This is a genomic window from Pectinatus haikarae (genome assembly GCF_015732185.1).
Classification (GTDB): Bacteria; Bacillota; Negativicutes; order Selenomonadales; family Selenomonadaceae; genus Pectinatus; species Pectinatus haikarae.
Genome location: NZ_WIQM01000011.1, coordinates 50,888 through 67,686 on the forward strand (window position 1 = coordinate 50,888; position 16,799 = coordinate 67,686).

Consider the following 16,799-nt stretch of genomic DNA (forward strand, 5'->3'; position numbering starts at 1 on the left):
ACTACTGTAAAGACAGCCCTGCTGCATCATATTACTGTATTTTTTTCTACAATCAATGGATAGCTTTCTGCTCCTTTTAAGTATTTTTCTGCTGAGATAGTGACATTTTTATCACATATAACATTTTCCAGACAAGAATTTTTATGGAGTTGGCAGCCTTGCATAATGATACTGTTTTTTATTTTAACGCCTTTTTCTATTCTTACATCACGAAAAAGAATGCTGTTTTCAACAAGCCCCTCTATTGTACAGCCATTGGAAATAAGAGAATTATGCACATTGGCTCTGGATTTATATTGAGCAGGGACATCATCTTTTGTTCTTGTATAAATGGGAGCGTTGTCAATGAAAAGTTCATTCCATATTTGAGGATTGAGCAGATCCATACTGGTTTGATAATATCCATATAGTGAGTTTATACATGAAACATAGCCATCATAACAACAACCATAAATATTGTAATGAGCTGTCATTCTCATTATTCCGTCCAATAAAAAGTCTGAACCGCCTCTTTCATATGAATGTTCTACTATTTCCAAAAACACTTTTCGTGACATGAGGTAAGTCCCCATGGAGACATCGGCGTCTTCTCCGGCAGCAGGGCAGTTGGCAATATCAGACACAAGTCCGTTCTCTTTGGTTTTGATAACAGTGCAGGGGGAGTGCAGTTTTCTGCCGGGACGGTAATAAAGCATTGTTATATCAGCATTTGTGTTTTGATGAAATCGGAGAACATTATTAAAGTCAATATTAAATACAGTATGTGCTCCGGACAAAAGAATATATTCTTGAGGACTGCGGCGCATAATATTGAGGTTTTGATAAAATGTCTTCAGTTCCGATTGACGAATGTCATCATCGTCATTTGAAGGCAGGAGATAAAACAATCCTTCATGGCGTCTTGCCAGATCCCAATCTTTGCCGGAACGCAAATGGTCAAGAATGGATGCGGCTTTATCAGGCAGCATAATACCAACGGATATGATCCCCGAATTAACCATACTGGATAAAATGAAATCTATAAGCCGATATCTCCCTGCAAAGGGAATAGTCGCAATGGGACGTTTCCTCGTTATCTCTTTGATCAGACGGTTGTCTTCATGCAAATTTATCAAACCCAATACATAATTCATTTATATTCTCCTGCGCTTTAACCTACTTGTTTATTATCACTGCCTATAGAAGTGATTGTTTCACCTTCTGCAATAACCGTAATGGAACCATTGTCGGAAAAAATGTGACAATCATTCATAATTTCACAATTCTCAGCTACAATTGCTTTTTCAACGACTGCACCTGCATGTATTATGCTGTATGGCATTATTACGGAATTGACAATCCTGGCTTTTTTCCCTATGTGAACACCAGGAAAAATAACGGAATTTTTTATACTTCCATCGATAACAGCTCCGCCGCTTACAAGGGAATTTGTTATTTTTGCATTTGCACCTATGAAGTGAGGCGGCAAAGGGTTGTGAGAAGAATAAATACGCCATGAACCGCCTAGATCAAAAGAAGGAGTTTCCTTGAGAAGATCCATATTTGCCTCCCAGAGACTTTCTATTGTACCAACGTCTTTCCAATACCCGTCAAATGAATAAGAAAATAAACGGACATGGTCAGCAAGCATTTTTGGAATTATATTTTTACCGAAATCATGTTCGGATAAGCAGTCTGCGTAATCTTCTTCTAAATAACGTTTTAGTAATCTCCAGTTGAAAATATATATGCCCATAGAAGCCAGTGTACTTTGCGGATTTTTAGGTTTTTCCTCAAAAGCGGTTATACGCCCATTGCGGTCTGTGGTCATTATGCCGAATCTCGAAGCTTCTTTGTGCGAAACTTTTATGACACTTATTGTCGCTTCAGCCTTATTCATCTTATGTTCTTCCAACATCCATGAATAGTCCATGGTATAGATATGGTCGCCTGAAAGTATCAGAACATAGTCGGGATCATATGTTTCGATGAAATTTATATTTTGATATATTGCATCGGCAGTGCCCTTATACCAATCTGCTTCCTTTTCACGCGCATACGGCGGTAAAATGTATACTCCGCCATTTTTTCTGTCCAAATTCCATGCTTCACCTGTACCAAGGTATGTATGCAGTTCCAAAGGCTTATATTGAGTAAGCACTCCGACTGTTTCTATACCTGAATTTGAACAGTTGCTGAGTGGAAAGTCGATGATGCGGTATTTTCCACCAAAATGGACAGCTGGCTTTGCAACTCTTTTTGTTAAAACACCGAGACGGCTGCCCTGACCACCTGCCAGAATCATTGCCAGGCATTCTGTTTTCATAAAAATCCCTCCTTAATAAATAGTATATGCTGCAAAATAGAGCCTGAAATATGAAAATGAAATAAAGCAAGAGATATTTATATTTTAAAATATTCACTTGTCTTAGAGTAAATATTTAAAATCAGTTTTAAGTTTATATTAAAAAATTTCCCATAATTAGAAATATAATAAAAATATCTTTAAAAACACTAATAATTAATAAAAATATGTGTAGAAAGAATCAATCATGCAGATAAAAGCAGTTTTATGGAAGTAATATACTCTCTTGCCAAGGTTGTTAAATCGATGCCGGCAGAGGCAGCATCATCCGGTGTCAGTTTTATGATATTTATATCGTCATAATAGATATAGATATTGCTGCCGTCACTGTCCAAAATATAATAATCAGGATTATAGGCAGGCTGCATAGATATTTTGTAGATATTACCGGCCAAAAAATAAGTCCTTTCAAGCTGGGAAAGCCCCTCAGCAGAAACTTTCAGTGGAGGTGTTTGTCCTGAAGCGTTGGCTATATATGCTGAAGAATCTGTCTCCTTTACCTGGACCGGAATTTTCAGGGTATCCAGATATTTTTTCATATTCTCTATTCGTTTCAGAATGCCGGGATGATCAGAGAAGAGATCGGTCTTTTCTCTGGGCGATATAGAATCCAGTTTCATAAGCCCAATCAGCATGCTGTAAGGGTTATAGCCAGCTGCCAGTGTTTCATCAAAGCCGATTCTATCAGCCTGTGATTCATCGCTGCGGCTGTATCCTGCTGTAATAGCGGATAAAATAGCTGGTTCTGCAGTTAAGCCGTTCTCTGTTTTGGCTAACAGGATCGTTGCCAGTATTGTCAAACCTATATTTTTTTGCAGCTGGTTGATGGAATGCCTTTTTACTATATGAGCAACTTCATGTCCGAGAATACCGGCAAGTTCATCATCTGTCTGCATCTTATCGGTAAGTCCCCGGAATACATAAATAAATCCTCCAGGCAGGGCAAAAGCGTTTACATCATCAGAATCAAGAACTTTGAAAGTGTATTTTAAATCTTTTCTGCCAGATACAGCGACAATATTCTGACCGATTTTATTGACACGTGCCTGGAGTGCAGCATCATCAACGAGTTTGTATTTTTCTTCAACATATTTTGCTGCATCTGTACCTATGGCTATCTCTTGACTGACAGATATCAGATTCGCAGATGCACTGCGGATGAAAATGAAATTGCAGAATAAAAAAGATAATACTGCGAAAGACATGAAAGAAGCAGCCATTCTTTTCATAATTCCAAACCACCCCGTGCTTTTAATATATAAAATCTTCTGTGCACTATATAATAAATCCTGCTTATATAAAAAATTTTTAATATTTTTCTTCAAATACAATTTTTTATTTTCAAACCTCTGGAAAATTTACTTTGCATAGACGGTTTTAAGTCAAAATGCGTTTTCAGAATCTCAGCAAGCGAGAGCACATCTTCTTTCCTGCCATACTTGAGCTCCAACTCTATTTCCTGTATCGGTTCAGTAATTGACAGTCCATATATATGACCTGTATCAATAGCAGCTTCCAGTTTTGATTGATTAAAAAATACAGTTGATTGTTGGCGTAAAAAAAAATTTTTTACGATAGGAATAAGTTGATCATCATAAATTAAATTTATTTTATCACGTATATTTTCTATATCGTCAAAAATTTTTAAATTGGGGCAGATTGAACCTACCTGACGATTAATTTCTAAACGGCGGGCAAGAAAATCACTGGATTGATTTTTCCCCTTTATAGTAGCGATATAAGTATTATTTTCTTTGCGTACCCGATAAACAATATGATTTTTTTGAAGAAAGGCATTTTCAGTATCATAATAGCATGCCGACATATGAAAAAATTTTGGAGGACCTGGTCGATAAAGTTCAGATATGAAATGACTGAGATAACGAAGATCTTTACTATTATTTATTTGCAATTTTACTTCAATTTCTTCATTTTTTGACATAATGCAACACATCCTAAAGTTTTTTGAAACAGAATGATAAGTATATTATTCCTGCATATCTTTGGCAGATGATAAATCAGCTCACAGCAATAACAGTATTATAGATCCGAAAAAGAGCGTCAGGCTAAGTGATCTCAGAAGTGAAACGACGGCCTGGCTATGCGCAGGGATCAGCCTGCATATAAAATACTGGAGCATCCATGTACAAAATGACATGCCGAAGAAGAAACCTGGTATATCCCAAGAAAAAATACTGTAAACGGAAATTACGGCCGCAATGAACAAGGCAGTGTACTGCCCTCTGCTGAGGGCATTTTTTGCAGGAACGGCAGGTACTTTGGGACGAATTTTCTGAGAGCAGCTGTTGTAAGCTTTTTCTGCTTCATCAAAATCTTTTTGGGAAAAATTTTTATATATCATCTCATCCTCCGCTGCATAAATTTTTTTAAGGATTTACGCGTTGTTCAAAACATAAAATTTATAATCACCATTTCCGCTGACATCAAGTCTGTATTCATGATGGGGCAGAAGTGTCGCACGATGACCTATACTTACTATTGTGATCTGCGGCAGTTCCTTTTTCAGGAGAGTGTACATATGATTTTCTGTGGCTTCATCTAATGCAGAAGTAGCTTCATCCAAAAATACCCATGCAGGTTTTTTTAAAAATATTCGCGCAAAAGCCAGACGCTGCTGTTCACCGAGAGAAAGAATGCTGCTCCAGTCATTTATTTCTTCAAGCTGGTCAGCAAGTTTGCTGAGTTTACATGATTTTAGCAGCTGATCAATATTTTTGGTGTCAATTGCCGGAACTGCCTGAGGATAGTATAATGATTGACGCAGTGTACCCAGAGGCAGATAAGGTTTTTGCGGTAAAAATAATATATTTTCCTGAGAGGGAATAGTGATTTTACCTTCGGCAAATGGCCAAATTCCGGCTAAGGTGCGAAGCAAAGTGCTCTTACCGCTGCCGGATGCCCCTGTTATTATCATACTTTTTTCTGCGGACAGCTTCATACAGAGATTTTTTATGATGGTTTCTCCGTGAGGAAGTCTGACCGTGAGCGCGCTTATGTCTAATTCATCATCCAAATTTACGTTGACATCCGCTTGAAGTGTATCGGCAGTTTCCATGTGTTCGGCAAAGGTGCTGAGACGGCGGATGACGGAAGACCACTGTGCTATGTCGGTATAAGAGCTGACCAAATAAGATAAGGCATCCTGCACCTTGCCAAAGGCGGTCAGAGTCTGAATGAGCCATCCTATCGGCAGCATTTCATTGAAGTAGCGAGGAGCAGCTATTAAAATAGGAAGAATGATTGCTATTTGGGAATAACTGACAGTTATTCCGGTAAGGATCTTTTGGCGATTCATTATTTGCTTAAAGTTACCTATGACAAACATAAAGCGCTTTTGAAAATTGATTTTTTCAGGTAATTCGCCGCGATAGAATGCGATGCATTCACTGTTTTCTCTCAGACGCACCAGAGAAAAACGAAAATCGGCTTCATATTTCTGTTGATTGAAATTCAAACTAATTAATTGATGTCCTGTTTTATGCGTTATAAAAGTTCCTATTATAGAATACAAAAGTGTTACCCATACCATAAAGCCGGGAATAGATATGGCTTGTTCGCCAAAGGAAACGGTGAAGCTGCCTGAGAGCTGCCACAACATGGCTATAAAAGATATCAATATCATGACTTGCTTGAAAAGTCCTATGCCGAGAGAAAGTGTGAGACTGACGAAAAGATTTATATCTTCTTGAATACGTTGATCAGGGTTGTCTGTATTGTTTTGACCTGTCTGCAGCTTATAATAAGTTTGCTTGTGCATCCATTTTTCTATGTATTGTTTAGTCATCCATGTACGCCATTTTATCTGCAGCATCTGCTGCAGATAAAATGCGTAAACCGCAAGCACAATGAGCAGCAGGGCGAGAATGCTGAATTTCCCAATAGAGTGCCAAAAAGCTTGATAGGAATAGTTTTGCAAAATAGTATAGAATTCGTTATACCAATCAGTGAGCTCCAGCATCAAATATATGGATATTAAATTAAATAGGACGACGGTAGCTAAAAGCCCTCTTGCTTTCCATTTTTCTTCTGATTGCCAGTAATCCTTAAATAGAAGCCAGAATATTCTTGAGGATTTTTTTATAGAATCAATCTGCATATGTATGCCCCCGATAACTTGAAATAAAGTATGGTTAAAAGTATAATAAAAAAATAGATTTATTGCAATGACAGAAGGCTGGCATGAGTATTTATCCGAGAAAACATTTGCAGGATAAAAATCGTTCAAAATAGGAGACTACAGATGAAACATGATCTTTTTTTTGCGGGAATAGGTATGTTTATTGTAATATTATTATTTGCCGGCTACCGTTATCTGCCGCAAAGACGAGTTTTTTATTTGTTTACAGCCATTGTTCTTTGCGGCACAGGAGCTGTTTTTTTATTTTGGAACGGACAGACACAGAATAATAATATGACTGAAGAACAGAGAATGCAGATTCTAAGTGAGCAGCCCTTTTTTATAACATGGTATGAAGAATATAAACAGTATGTTGAAGAAATAGATCGTATCTGGATGCGCTATAATAATGCGTTAGATGAATTTTCTGCCCAAAAAATTAGCATGGAAGATATGAATACAGATTTGCTGAAAATACAGGCCGATTCTGATGAACTGAGAAATGAGCTGGAAAAAAAATTGCCGCCGCAGGAATTGTCAGATGAAAATTATAGACTGGTGTATGAAGTCTTGGAAAAGACACGACAATATCTGGCTGCGGAAAATTCTACCATAAAAATGACTGTTCAAATGATGCAAATTCCTCAATTTAAAATGAAAGCAGTTGAGGAACAGTATAGGGAACTGGATAATATCCGCATTCTTAATTCGCCGGTCAACTTGAATGCAGCGGGAGATATTTCTTCAGTGAGGGATAATCTCAGTCTGCCGGATCTGTAAAATTACCTTCAAAATCAACATAATCTTTTATTTTATAAAGGAATAAGCTTTTTAATAAAGAATATACTAAAAGAATAAATAGAGAGAATTTTGTTCTTATGACCACCAAAAAGGGGGAAGTTTCTTTAAGTGGAATTTCATCATATAAGTGTTATGGCTGATGAAGTTATTGAAAACTTAAAAATAAAGCCAAATGGAATATATGTCGACTGCACTCTGGGCGGTGCCGGACATTCTTCCCGCATTGCCGGGGCACTGAATGAACAGGGTGTCTTATTGGGGATAGATCAGGATACTGAGGCAGTGAATGCCGCAAAGGAAAGACTGGCGCATTGTGTCTGCGATGTCAGGATCATACATGATAATTTTGCGCATCTTGAGCAAATACTTATTGATCAGGGAATAGAAAAGGCAGACGGTTTTTTGTTTGACCTGGGTGTTTCCTCACATCAAATTGACGATGCCGGGCGCGGTTTTTCTTATATGCATGACGCAATTTTGGATATGAGAATGGATAAAGATGCGAAACTCACGGCTCAAATTGTTGTCAATGAGTATAGTCAGGAACGGCTGACTGAAATAATAAAAAACTATGGTGAAGAAAGATGGGCAAAAAGAATAGCGGCATTTATAGCAGAAACCAGAAAAACAACTCCAATACAGACTACGGGACAGTTGGTGGATGTTATAAGGAGAGCAATCCCTGCCGCAGTTCGCAAAAATATGCAGGGGCATCCTGCTAAGAGAGTTTTTCAGGCTGTCAGAATAGAAGTCAACAATGAGTTGAATATTTTGGAAGAATCTTTTAAATGTGCTGTACGGCACTTAAATAAGAATGGCAGACTTGCTATAATAACTTTTCATTCATTAGAGGATAGAATTGCTAAAAATACCCTTAGGCTTATGGCCAGAGGCTGTATCTGTCCGCCGGAAGTTCCTTTTTGTGTATGCGGACATGAAAAACAGCTGAAGCTCTGCGGCAGGGCGGCCACTCCGTCTGAAACTGAAACAGACGATAACTCCAGAGCCAGAAGTGCTAAACTGCGCGTCGCGGAGAAAATAATATAAATGGAGACTTAATTCAGACGGCGTTTTGACGCCGCCTGAATAGTAGTCGAAATTATCCAGGAAGTTAGCCGCTCTTTACTCACCGCTTGCAGAAGCAGGAGTATTAGAGCGGGTTAGTCATCGGATAAAAAAGTATTTTGGGAAGAACATGCGGAGGAACGGGCAATGTCAAAGTATTATAATTATAGTAATTTAGCAGAGAAGCCGACTGATAAGAAAAGAAAATCGCCTACACGCAATTATATAAATTATTCTAAATCAAAAGCAGCGGGAACTAAGATACATTTAAATAACAAGCTGCGCTTGCGTTGCTTTTTCTTAGTTGTGATTGTATCTGCGATGGGGATGTTCATTACCTTTCGCAATGGAGTGGCAGCCAGCCAAGGGTATGAGCTTGTAAAAATGAAACAGTCTGTGTCTTCCCTTGAAAAGGAAAACTCAAGATTAAAGCTTGATATCGCTGGACTGAAATCGCCTGAGCGCATAAAGGGGATAGCAGTTAAAGACCTTGGCATGGTGCTGCCGCCTCAGATATATTTTGCTAACAAAAATCGTTGAGCTTGTGATTTAAGGGGCTGTTTTTTTACAGCTCCTTTTTAGTTTGCTGATTATCTGCTATAATATATTTGTTTTGGAAAAATAGGAGGTATTGTGATGCCAAAATCTATAAAGACATTGATAGAAAAGCTGGACAATGCTAAAATTACGAATGATGCAGAAGTTGATATCACTTCAGTCGAATGTGATTCGCGCAGGGTGAAAAAGGGTTCTCTTTTTTTCTGTGTAAAGGGGGCCACAGTGGACGGACATGAATTTGTTCCGGCTGCTTTGTCAAATGGTGCCGTGGCGGTCATAGCTGGAAGAGATGTCGATGTACCTGATAATATAGTCAAAATAATAGTTGATGATGTACATGCGGCAATGGAAAAAATTGTGCCGTTTTTTTATGACTATCCTGGCAAAAAAATGAGAATGATCGGTGTTACCGGTACCAACGGAAAGACAACGATAACGTATATCATACGGTCAATTTTGCGTAAGGCCGGATATAAGACAGGTCTTATAGGCACTATAAAAATAATGATAGAAGATGAAATACTGCCAATTCATAATACTACACCTGATATAATTGATCTGCAGCAGACGCTGTTCTGCATGGTAAAAGCCGGTATGGATTACGTTATTATGGAAGTATCGTCCCATGCGCTGGCACTGCATCGTGTTGCCGGGTGTGAATATGATACGGCAGTATTTACCAATCTTACGAGGGATCATTTAGATTTTCATAAAACATTTGAAAATTATGCTTTGGCAAAAGCCCGTTTGTTTTCTTCCTTGAGTGCGCCAGAAAACGAAAAAGGTAACAAGACTGCTGTGATAAATATAGATGATGGTGCTGCCGCGGTGATGCAGCAGCATGCAAAGTGCCGTACATTTACTTATGCGATCGATAAGCAGGCAGATATTAAGGCTGATAATATCAATATTCATGCTGATGGAGCATCTGTACATATAGGCGGTAGTTTGTGCAATATGGATTTGCTTTTGAATATAACGGGACTTTTTAATATATATAATGTCATGGGAGCTGTTGGCGCTGCCTTAGCGGAAAACGTAGCTCCTCATATCATAAAAGAGGCTTTGGCGGATTTTCACAGTGTTCCGGGAAGATTTGAATTGGTGCGCGCAGGGCAAGACTTTTCTGTTATAGTTGATTATGCGCATACACCTGACGGACTGGAAAATGTTTTAAAAACAGCCAGGCAGATAGCCAAAAAAAATATTATTACAGTATTTGGCTGCGGCGGGGACAGGGATCGCACTAAGAGACCAATAATGGGACGCATAGCTGCTGAAAGATCAGATATAGTTATTGCTACCTCTGATAATCCGCGTACGGAAGATCCTGAATTTATACTGGAAGAGGTTGAAAATGGTGTTCTGCCGTCTTTGCACGGTAACTTTCATGAAAAAATTACTGACAGAAAAACAGCAATTTACCGTGCCGTGGAATTAGCTCAAAAAGATGATATTGTCATAATAGCAGGAAAAGGGCATGAAAATTATCAGCTATTGAAAACGGGAACGATACACTTTGACGATAAGGAAGTAGCTGCCGCGGCTATAAAAAGGAAACTTTCGGAGGGAAAATAATTGCCGTCTTTTACATTGGAAGAAATAAAAGAATATACTGGCTGTGAAGTTATAGAAGAAAAAAGCACAAAATTTGATAATGTGTGCACTGACACCCGCAGTATAATGCCTGGGATGATTTTTCTGGCTATAAAAGGAGAAAAATTTGACGGACATGATTTTCTTGATAAGGCACTGGAAAAGGGAGCGGCGGGAATCATTCTGTCGGACAGAAATAAAGCTGAAAAAGTAAAAAATAAAAATGGCACAATTTTATATGTGCCTGATACATTAAAAGCGTATCTAGATATTGCCGGTGGATGGCGAAGTAAATTTTCTCTGCCTGTATTGGCTGTAACCGGTTCAAACGGAAAAACGACAACAAAAGATTTAACGGCGGCTGTGCTGTCGGAAAAATATAAGGTTTTAAAAACACAGAAAAACTTTAATTCAGAAGTGGGTATGGCTCTGACCTTATTAGCGTTGAAACCGGAACATGAAGTTGCCGTGATAGAAATGGGAATGAGGGGTCTGGGGCAGATACGGAACTTGGCTGAGGCGGCTAAGCCGAATATAGGAGTGATCCTCAATGTGGGAAACACCCATATGGAACTGCTGGGATCGATTGAAAATATTGCTAAGGCTAAAAGTGAGCTGGCAGAGGCGATAGAGTCTGACGGAATTGTTATTCTTAATGCTGACAATGAATACACTGCTTCTATGGCAGAAAAAACAAGAGCAGGAGTAATAACTTTCGGTATAAAAAAAGCTGCGGATGTAGCCGCAGTAAATATACATACTGAAGGTGCCGCAAGGACGATATTTACTTGTAAAACTGCAGAGGAAAGTGTTGAACTTTCCATACCGCTCATCGGTGATCATAATGTTTATGATGCCTTGGCAGCTATTGCTGCCGGCCGTGCCATGCATTTGAATTGGGAGATGATAGCTCGGGGCCTGAATAATTTTGTATCATCCGGCATGCGCTTTGAGATTTTTGCGCTGAATGATTATACGGTTATCAATGATGCATATAATGCCAGCCCGCTTTCGACAAAGGCTGCAATAGAAAATTTATCTGTCATACCGGCAAAAAGACGTATTTTTGTGTTTGGGGATATGAAAGAATTGGGTGCCGCGGCAAAGGCAGCGCATGAAGAAATAGGAAAGCTTTGCTTTTTAAAAAAAATAGATATATTGATAACTTTGGGTGCCCTGGCTGGATATGCCGCCGCTGCCGGCAGGCTGTATGGAATGGAAAATGTCAGCAGCTGCAGAACGCGAGAAGATATAGCCGTGCTTTTGAAGAGCATTTTAAAAAAAGGAGATGCTGTTTTGTTTAAGGGATCACACAGCATGCAAATGGAAAAAATAATAGAGTTATTGGGGAAAAGGCAATGATGATAATAGCTTATCCTGTTTTGGCTGCAATTTTTTCTGCGGCCATCGTTCTTTTCTGCGGACCGAAGCTTATTCCTGAGCTTCACAAATTGAAATTTGGACAGAGCATACGACAGGAAGGACCTAAAAGTCATCAGGCCAAATCAGGTACGCCTACTATGGGCGGTATTATGATTGTTATTGGGATTACTGCAGGTACAATGGCTTTTGCACATTTGAGTGTAGAAATATTGTTGGCATTATTAATAATGTTTGGTTATTTTATTATAGGATTTATAGACGATTATATAAAAGTGGTTTTAAAACGGAATCTTGGCCTAAAAGCCCGTCAAAAGTTTCTTGCACAGCTTTTTATTGCACTGCTCGCAACCTATTGGGGAATACACAGCGGTGTATTGGATACATCTCTTTGGCTGCCGATATTGAATATGAATATAAATATTGGGTTGTTATATTATGTATTGGTATGGTTGGTTTTTGTAGGTACCACAAACGCAATAAATTTAACGGATGGACTGGATGGTCTTGCGGCTGGATCTGTCGCCATTGCTTCTTTTATTTATGCACTGATATGCATTTATCTGGCAAAATATGATCTGGCGGTTTTTTGTCTGTCATGTACCGGCGCATTGGTAGCCTTTTTAAAATTCAATCAACATCCGGCCAGAATTTTCATGGGAGATACAGGATCCTTAGCACTGGGCGGTGTTATATCGGCAGTGGCTGTTTTGACACACACAGAAATACTTTTGATAATTATTGGCGGACTTTTTGTAATAGAAGCTCTTTCTGTTATAATTCAGGTTATTTCTTTTCGCTGCAGAAATGGCAAGAGAGTTTTTCTGATGAGTCCGCTTCATCATCATTTCGAATTGAAAGGGTGGCCTGAGATCAAGGTAGTGCGGAATTTCTGGCTGACTGGTGCATTATTCGGAATACTGGGTATGGCTGTTGTTCTATTAAGTTAAGAAAGAAGTAATAAAATGAATTTTACGGATAAAAATATTATAATTTTAGGGGCGGGAATAAGTGGCATAGGAGCTGCGAAGACAGCCCATAAATTGGGCGCGGAAGTGACACTGTGCGATGCAAAACCAGCAGAACAGATAAAATATGATTTGAGTGAACTAAGAAATATTAATATAAAATTAGTTTTAGGTCAGCAGAAAATAAATATTTTAAAAAATGCGGACATGGTAATATTGTCTCCGGCGGTAGCATTACATATTCCTCTTTTGGACGAAGTAAGGAAACTGGGAATAAAAATAATAAGTGAAATAGAATTTGCCTGGTATATTGCATCAGCTCCTATATATGCGGTAACGGGGACAAACGGAAAAACGACTACCACCGTGCTGCTGGGGTTGCTCATGAAAAAGATATATGAACGGGTCGGTGTGGGAGGCAATATAGGTGTACCATTGTGTGAAGAAGTGCAGCGTGTCGCTGATAAAGGCTGTACTGTGGCAGAAATATCAAGCTACCAGCTGGAAAGTTCACATGAATTTTGTCCGCATATAGCCGCTGTATTGAATATTACACCTGATCATATCGCGCGGCATGGATCAATGGAAATATATCAGCAGATGAAAGAGAAAATTTTTGTCAATCAGACAAAGCAGGATTTTCTTGTTCTGAATTATGATGATCTGCGTACACGCAATATGGCCGAACGGGCTAAAAGTACGGTTATGTTTTTCAGCAGGGCGATATCTCTTGAAGAGGGAGTATTTGCCCTGGATAGCAAATTGATGATAAAGTGGCGGGGGAGAGAATATCTTGTTTGCGGCGTGGATGAAATAGGAATAAAGGGCGGACATAATGTGGAAAATGCCTTAGCTGCCACGGCTACGGCTTTTTTGGCAGGTGTTTCGCCGGCTCAGATAGCTGATGTTTTGAGAAATTTTTCGGGAGTTGAGCATCGTATAGAGGCAGTAAAAGAGATCGCTGGCGTGAAATATTTCAATGATTCAAAGGCGACAAATACAGATGCTGCTATAAAAGCGTTAGAAACATTTGACGGGCATGTTGTTCTTATAGCCGGTGGACATGATAAGAAAACAGATTTGACAGAATTTATGCGGCTGGCCAGCCAGCGTGTCGATAAATTGATTTTGCTCGGTGAAGCTGCCGCAAGATTCAGAGAGGCTGCTATCCTCAATGGAATAAGAGAAAATAATATAGTGGAAGCGGGCTATTCAATGAAAAAGGCAGTATCATTGGCGCGGCAGTATGCTGTTGCACCGCAGGTAGTATTGCTTTCACCGGCTTGTTCGAGTTTTGATATGTATGATGGATATGAAGAACGAGGACGTGACTTTAAAAAAATAGTTAACGAATTGGAATAATAGGGTAAGCAGGTAATAGGAAAATGAAACTTATTTTTTCAGGGGGCGGGACCGGAGGACACATTTATCCTGCAATAACGCTGATTGAGAGTATAAAAGAGAGAAATCCTCAGGCGCAGATACTTTACGTCGGGACCTCCAGAGGGTTGGAAGCCGATATAGTGCCGAAAGAAAATATCCCATTTAAAACTATTGATATAGAGGGTTTTTCCAGGCACCTGACTGTAAAAAATATTGTTGTTTTTGGTAAGGCAGTCGCTGGAATGATAAAGGCTCGCACCATACTAAAAGAATATAAACCGGATGCTGTCATTGGAACGGGCGGATATGTGAGCGGACCAATCCTTCTTGCAGCTTCTTTTATGAATATTCCTACGCTTATTCAGGACCAGAACGCTATTCCGGGAATTACCAATAAAATTTTGTCAAAATTTGTCAATAAAATAGCATGCGGTTATGAATCAGCATGCAGCCATTTCCCTTCGCAAAAGACTGTCCTGACAGGAAATCCTGTACGAAAAGATGTTTTGATGTCTTCCCGCAGTGAGGCATTGTCTTCAATTGGATTGGACAATACAAGAAAGACAGTTCTCATTACAGGAGGAAGCAGAGGGGCAAGAAGAATAAATGAAGCTATGACGGATGTGTATGAGCAGTTTTTGAATGATACGGCAGTTCAATTCCTGCATATAACGGGGACAAATGAGTATCAGAAAGTGCTCGACAGTATAAAAGCTAAAGGCATCGATTTGGGGAGAGCAGATAATATATTTGTAAAACCGTATTTATATGATATGCCAAAAGCTTTGGCAGCCGCTGATATGGCAGTTGCCAGGGCAGGAGCCATAGGTTTGGCAGAAATAACAGCCTGTGGTATTCCTTCAATACTGATTCCCTATCCATATGCCGCGGAAAATCATCAGGAATTTAATGCCCGCGCACTTGTCGAAAAGGGTGCTGCAGTAATGATATTGAATTCAGAACTCACAGGCAAACGTCTGGCTCGGGAATTGACAGAATTGCTTGCATCAGAAAATAAAGTGCAAAAAATGGCTTTGGCCAGCAAAACTATGGGACATCCCGGAGCGGCAGGGGAAATTGCGGATATGATTTTAGAACTGATTTATAATAAAGGATAATCTATTTAAATTGCAGGAGGGAAATTTTTTGCTTAAAAATATAAAAAAAATTCATTTTATCGGTATAGGCGGAGTCGGCATGAGCGCTATAGCTGAAGTCTTGTTGGAAAAAGGATACATTGTGACCGGTTCGGATTTGAATGCATCAGATATTGTTGCAGGTCTGCAAAAACGCGGAGCTTTAATATATAAAGGGCATTGTCCATCAAATATTACTGATTGTGATGCTGTGGTAATCTCTTCGGCTATAGCTGAGGATAACCCTGAATTATTGACTGCCAAAAGCAAAAATATAAAAATATATCATCGCTCAGATATACTGGCTGAGCTGATAAATTCAGCTAAAGGGATAGCAGTGGCAGGATCACATGGCAAAACCACCACATCATCAATGCTGAGTGTGGTCCTGGATAATGCAGGTGTTGATCCCACCGTATTGATAGGTGGTGTAGTCGATTATTTTCACGGCAATGCCAGACTGGGAAAAAGTGAATATGTGATAGCTGAGGCTGATGAAAGTGATGGATCTTTTTTGAAGTTTAATCCTTATATTGCTCTTGTTACAAATGTTGAGGACGATCATATGGATCATTACGGAACAATGGAAAATATCATTGTGGCATTTCGCCATTTTTTGGCTAATACTGATCCGGCAGGAATAGCAGTTTTATGTTTTGATCATGAAAATGTGAGGAAGATAGCTGCGCTCACCGACAAACGTTTTATTTCATATGGAATTGTCAATGATGCTGACTATATGGCAGCTAACATGAACATGTCAAAATTAAAAACAAGCTTTGATGTAATTTATAAAAAAGAAAATATTGGTAAAATAGAGCTGAACATACCGGGACGGCATAATATTTTAAATGCTTTGGGAACCATAGCGGTATGCAGGTTTTTGGGCATATCTATGGAGAAGATCGCAGATGGATTTAAAATATTTCACGGTGCTGACCGCAGATTTCAAACAAAAAAAAGAACAAGTGACTTTTGGGTAGTAGATGATTATGCACATCATCCTACAGAAATAGAGACGACTTTGGAAGCGGCAAAGCAGACCAGCCCAAAGCGCCTTATTTGCATATTCCAGCCGCATAGATACAGCAGAACAAAAATTTTGGCGCAGGAATTCGGCAGCTGTTTTTCACAGGCTGATATTTTGATTTTTACGGACATATATTCTGCAGGTGAAAAACCTATTCCGGGTATATCTGGAAAAACTATTTTCGATGAAGTAGAAAAAAACGGGAAAAAAGCCATATATATAGAAAATATGGAAGAAATAAGCAGTTATGTGAAGTCTATAGTCAAGTCTGGTGATTTGATTATTACGATGGGAGCAGGTAATATATTCAGGTGCGGAGAAAAATTGGCACAGGAATTATAGCTGCTTAGCCAGTATAAAAACATATATGCATAAGCATAATTACAATCAGGCAGGAGAG

Annotated in this window: 15 protein-coding genes; 9 read left to right on the plus strand and 6 right to left on the minus strand. The window is 39.1% G+C overall.

Features of this window, described 5'->3' with window-relative positions; translation table 11 throughout:
• Positions 1-26: 26 nt before the first annotated feature.
• The 6 genes from glgD to I6758_RS07910 all read right to left on the minus strand — a co-directional run bounded on the left by glgD (position 27) and on the right by I6758_RS07910 (position 6,461).
• Positions 27-1,133, minus strand: coding sequence for a glucose-1-phosphate adenylyltransferase subunit GlgD (gene glgD / locus I6758_RS07885; protein ID WP_196604665.1), 1,107 nt, complete (start codon positions 1,131-1,133; stop codon positions 27-29).
• A gap of 17 nt (positions 1,134-1,150) precedes the next feature.
• On the minus strand, positions 1,151-2,305 hold the full coding sequence (locus I6758_RS07890; protein WP_196604666.1) for a glucose-1-phosphate adenylyltransferase: 1,155 nt from the start codon (positions 2,303-2,305) through the stop codon (positions 1,151-1,153).
• Positions 2,306-2,529: 224 nt separating this feature from the next.
• On the minus strand, positions 2,530-3,573 hold the full coding sequence (locus I6758_RS07895) for a M48 family metallopeptidase (RefSeq protein ID WP_196604667.1): 1,044 nt from the start codon (positions 3,571-3,573) through the stop codon (positions 2,530-2,532).
• Between the two features lie 92 nt (positions 3,574-3,665).
• A complete protein-coding gene (locus I6758_RS07900; protein ID WP_196604668.1) occupies positions 3,666-4,286 on the minus strand; it encodes a CYTH domain-containing protein in 621 nt (206 codons plus the stop codon).
• Positions 4,287-4,367: 81 nt separating this feature from the next.
• A complete protein-coding gene (locus I6758_RS07905) occupies positions 4,368-4,706 on the minus strand; it encodes a hypothetical protein (RefSeq protein WP_196604669.1) in 339 nt (112 codons plus the stop codon).
• 33 nt (positions 4,707-4,739) lie between these two features.
• The gene (locus I6758_RS07910) at positions 4,740-6,461 is read right to left on the minus strand and encodes an ABC transporter ATP-binding protein/permease (RefSeq protein ID WP_196604670.1); all 1,722 of its coding nucleotides are present in this window, start codon (positions 6,459-6,461) and stop codon (positions 4,740-4,742) included.
• Positions 6,462-6,605: 144 nt separating this feature from the next.
• On the opposite strand from I6758_RS07910, the gene I6758_RS07915 reads away from it, so the two are divergent.
• From I6758_RS07915 to murC, 9 genes are all read left to right on the plus strand, one after another.
• Positions 6,606-7,262, plus strand: a complete 657-nt coding sequence (locus I6758_RS07915; RefSeq protein ID WP_196604671.1) for a hypothetical protein — start codon at positions 6,606-6,608, stop codon at positions 7,260-7,262.
• A 129-nt stretch (positions 7,263-7,391) separates the two neighbouring features.
• Positions 7,392-8,330 (plus strand): 16S rRNA (cytosine(1402)-N(4))-methyltransferase RsmH, encoded by a 939-nt coding sequence (gene rsmH / locus I6758_RS07920; protein ID WP_196604672.1) that lies wholly within the window; start codon positions 7,392-7,394, stop codon positions 8,328-8,330.
• Positions 8,331-8,495: 165 nt separating this feature from the next.
• On the plus strand, positions 8,496-8,888 hold the full coding sequence (locus I6758_RS07925; protein WP_196604673.1) for a cell division protein FtsL: 393 nt from the start codon (positions 8,496-8,498) through the stop codon (positions 8,886-8,888).
• Between the two features lie 96 nt (positions 8,889-8,984).
• Positions 8,985-10,484, plus strand: a complete 1,500-nt coding sequence (locus I6758_RS07930) for a UDP-N-acetylmuramoyl-L-alanyl-D-glutamate--2,6-diaminopimelate ligase (protein WP_196604674.1) — start codon at positions 8,985-8,987, stop codon at positions 10,482-10,484.
• Positions 10,485-11,864 carry a UDP-N-acetylmuramoyl-tripeptide--D-alanyl-D-alanine ligase gene (locus I6758_RS07935; protein WP_196604675.1) on the plus strand — a complete coding sequence of 460 codons (1,380 nt, stop codon included), beginning with the start codon at positions 10,485-10,487 and terminating at the stop codon, positions 11,862-11,864. It begins immediately after the preceding gene.
• Positions 11,861-12,832, plus strand: coding sequence for a phospho-N-acetylmuramoyl-pentapeptide-transferase (gene mraY / locus I6758_RS07940; protein ID WP_370871639.1), 972 nt, complete (start codon positions 11,861-11,863; stop codon positions 12,830-12,832). Before I6758_RS07935 ends, mraY begins: the two co-directional genes overlap by 4 nt.
• Positions 12,833-12,847: 15 nt before the next feature.
• Positions 12,848-14,212, plus strand: a complete 1,365-nt coding sequence (murD, locus tag I6758_RS07945) for a UDP-N-acetylmuramoyl-L-alanine--D-glutamate ligase (RefSeq protein ID WP_196604676.1) — start codon at positions 12,848-12,850, stop codon at positions 14,210-14,212.
• A gap of 23 nt (positions 14,213-14,235) precedes the next feature.
• A complete protein-coding gene (murG, locus tag I6758_RS07950; protein ID WP_196604677.1) occupies positions 14,236-15,351 on the plus strand; it encodes an undecaprenyldiphospho-muramoylpentapeptide beta-N-acetylglucosaminyltransferase in 1,116 nt (371 codons plus the stop codon).
• A 28-nt stretch (positions 15,352-15,379) separates the two neighbouring features.
• Positions 15,380-16,741 carry a UDP-N-acetylmuramate--L-alanine ligase gene (gene murC, locus I6758_RS07955; RefSeq protein WP_196604678.1) on the plus strand — a complete coding sequence of 454 codons (1,362 nt, stop codon included), beginning with the start codon at positions 15,380-15,382 and terminating at the stop codon, positions 16,739-16,741.
• Positions 16,742-16,799: the final 58 nt, after the last annotated feature.

Excerpts from the sequence above, each read along its gene's own strand:
- glgD (WP_196604665.1), bottom strand. The coding sequence starts at position 1,133 with ATGAATTATGTATTGGGTTTGATAAATTTGCATGAAGACAACCGTCTG.
- I6758_RS07890 (WP_196604666.1), bottom strand. The coding sequence starts at position 2,305 with ATGAAAACAGAATGCCTGGCAATGATTCTGGCAGGTGGTCAGGGCAGC.
- I6758_RS07895 (WP_196604667.1), bottom strand. The coding sequence starts at position 3,573 with ATGAAAAGAATGGCTGCTTCTTTCATGTCTTTCGCAGTATTATCTTTT.
- I6758_RS07900 (WP_196604668.1), bottom strand. The coding sequence starts at position 4,286 with ATGTCAAAAAATGAAGAAATTGAAGTAAAATTGCAAATAAATAATAGT.
- I6758_RS07905 (WP_196604669.1), bottom strand. The coding sequence starts at position 4,706 with ATGATATATAAAAATTTTTCCCAAAAAGATTTTGATGAAGCAGAAAAA.
- I6758_RS07910 (WP_196604670.1), bottom strand. The coding sequence starts at position 6,461 with ATGCAGATTGATTCTATAAAAAAATCCTCAAGAATATTCTGGCTTCTA.
- I6758_RS07915 (WP_196604671.1), top strand. The coding sequence starts at position 6,606 with ATGAAACATGATCTTTTTTTTGCGGGAATAGGTATGTTTATTGTAATA.
- I6758_RS07925 (WP_196604673.1), top strand. The coding sequence starts at position 8,496 with ATGTCAAAGTATTATAATTATAGTAATTTAGCAGAGAAGCCGACTGAT.
- I6758_RS07930 (WP_196604674.1), top strand. The coding sequence starts at position 8,985 with ATGCCAAAATCTATAAAGACATTGATAGAAAAGCTGGACAATGCTAAA.
- mraY (WP_370871639.1), top strand. The coding sequence starts at position 11,861 with ATGATGATAATAGCTTATCCTGTTTTGGCTGCAATTTTTTCTGCGGCC.
- murD (WP_196604676.1), top strand. The coding sequence starts at position 12,848 with ATGAATTTTACGGATAAAAATATTATAATTTTAGGGGCGGGAATAAGT.
- murG (WP_196604677.1), top strand. The coding sequence starts at position 14,236 with ATGAAACTTATTTTTTCAGGGGGCGGGACCGGAGGACACATTTATCCT.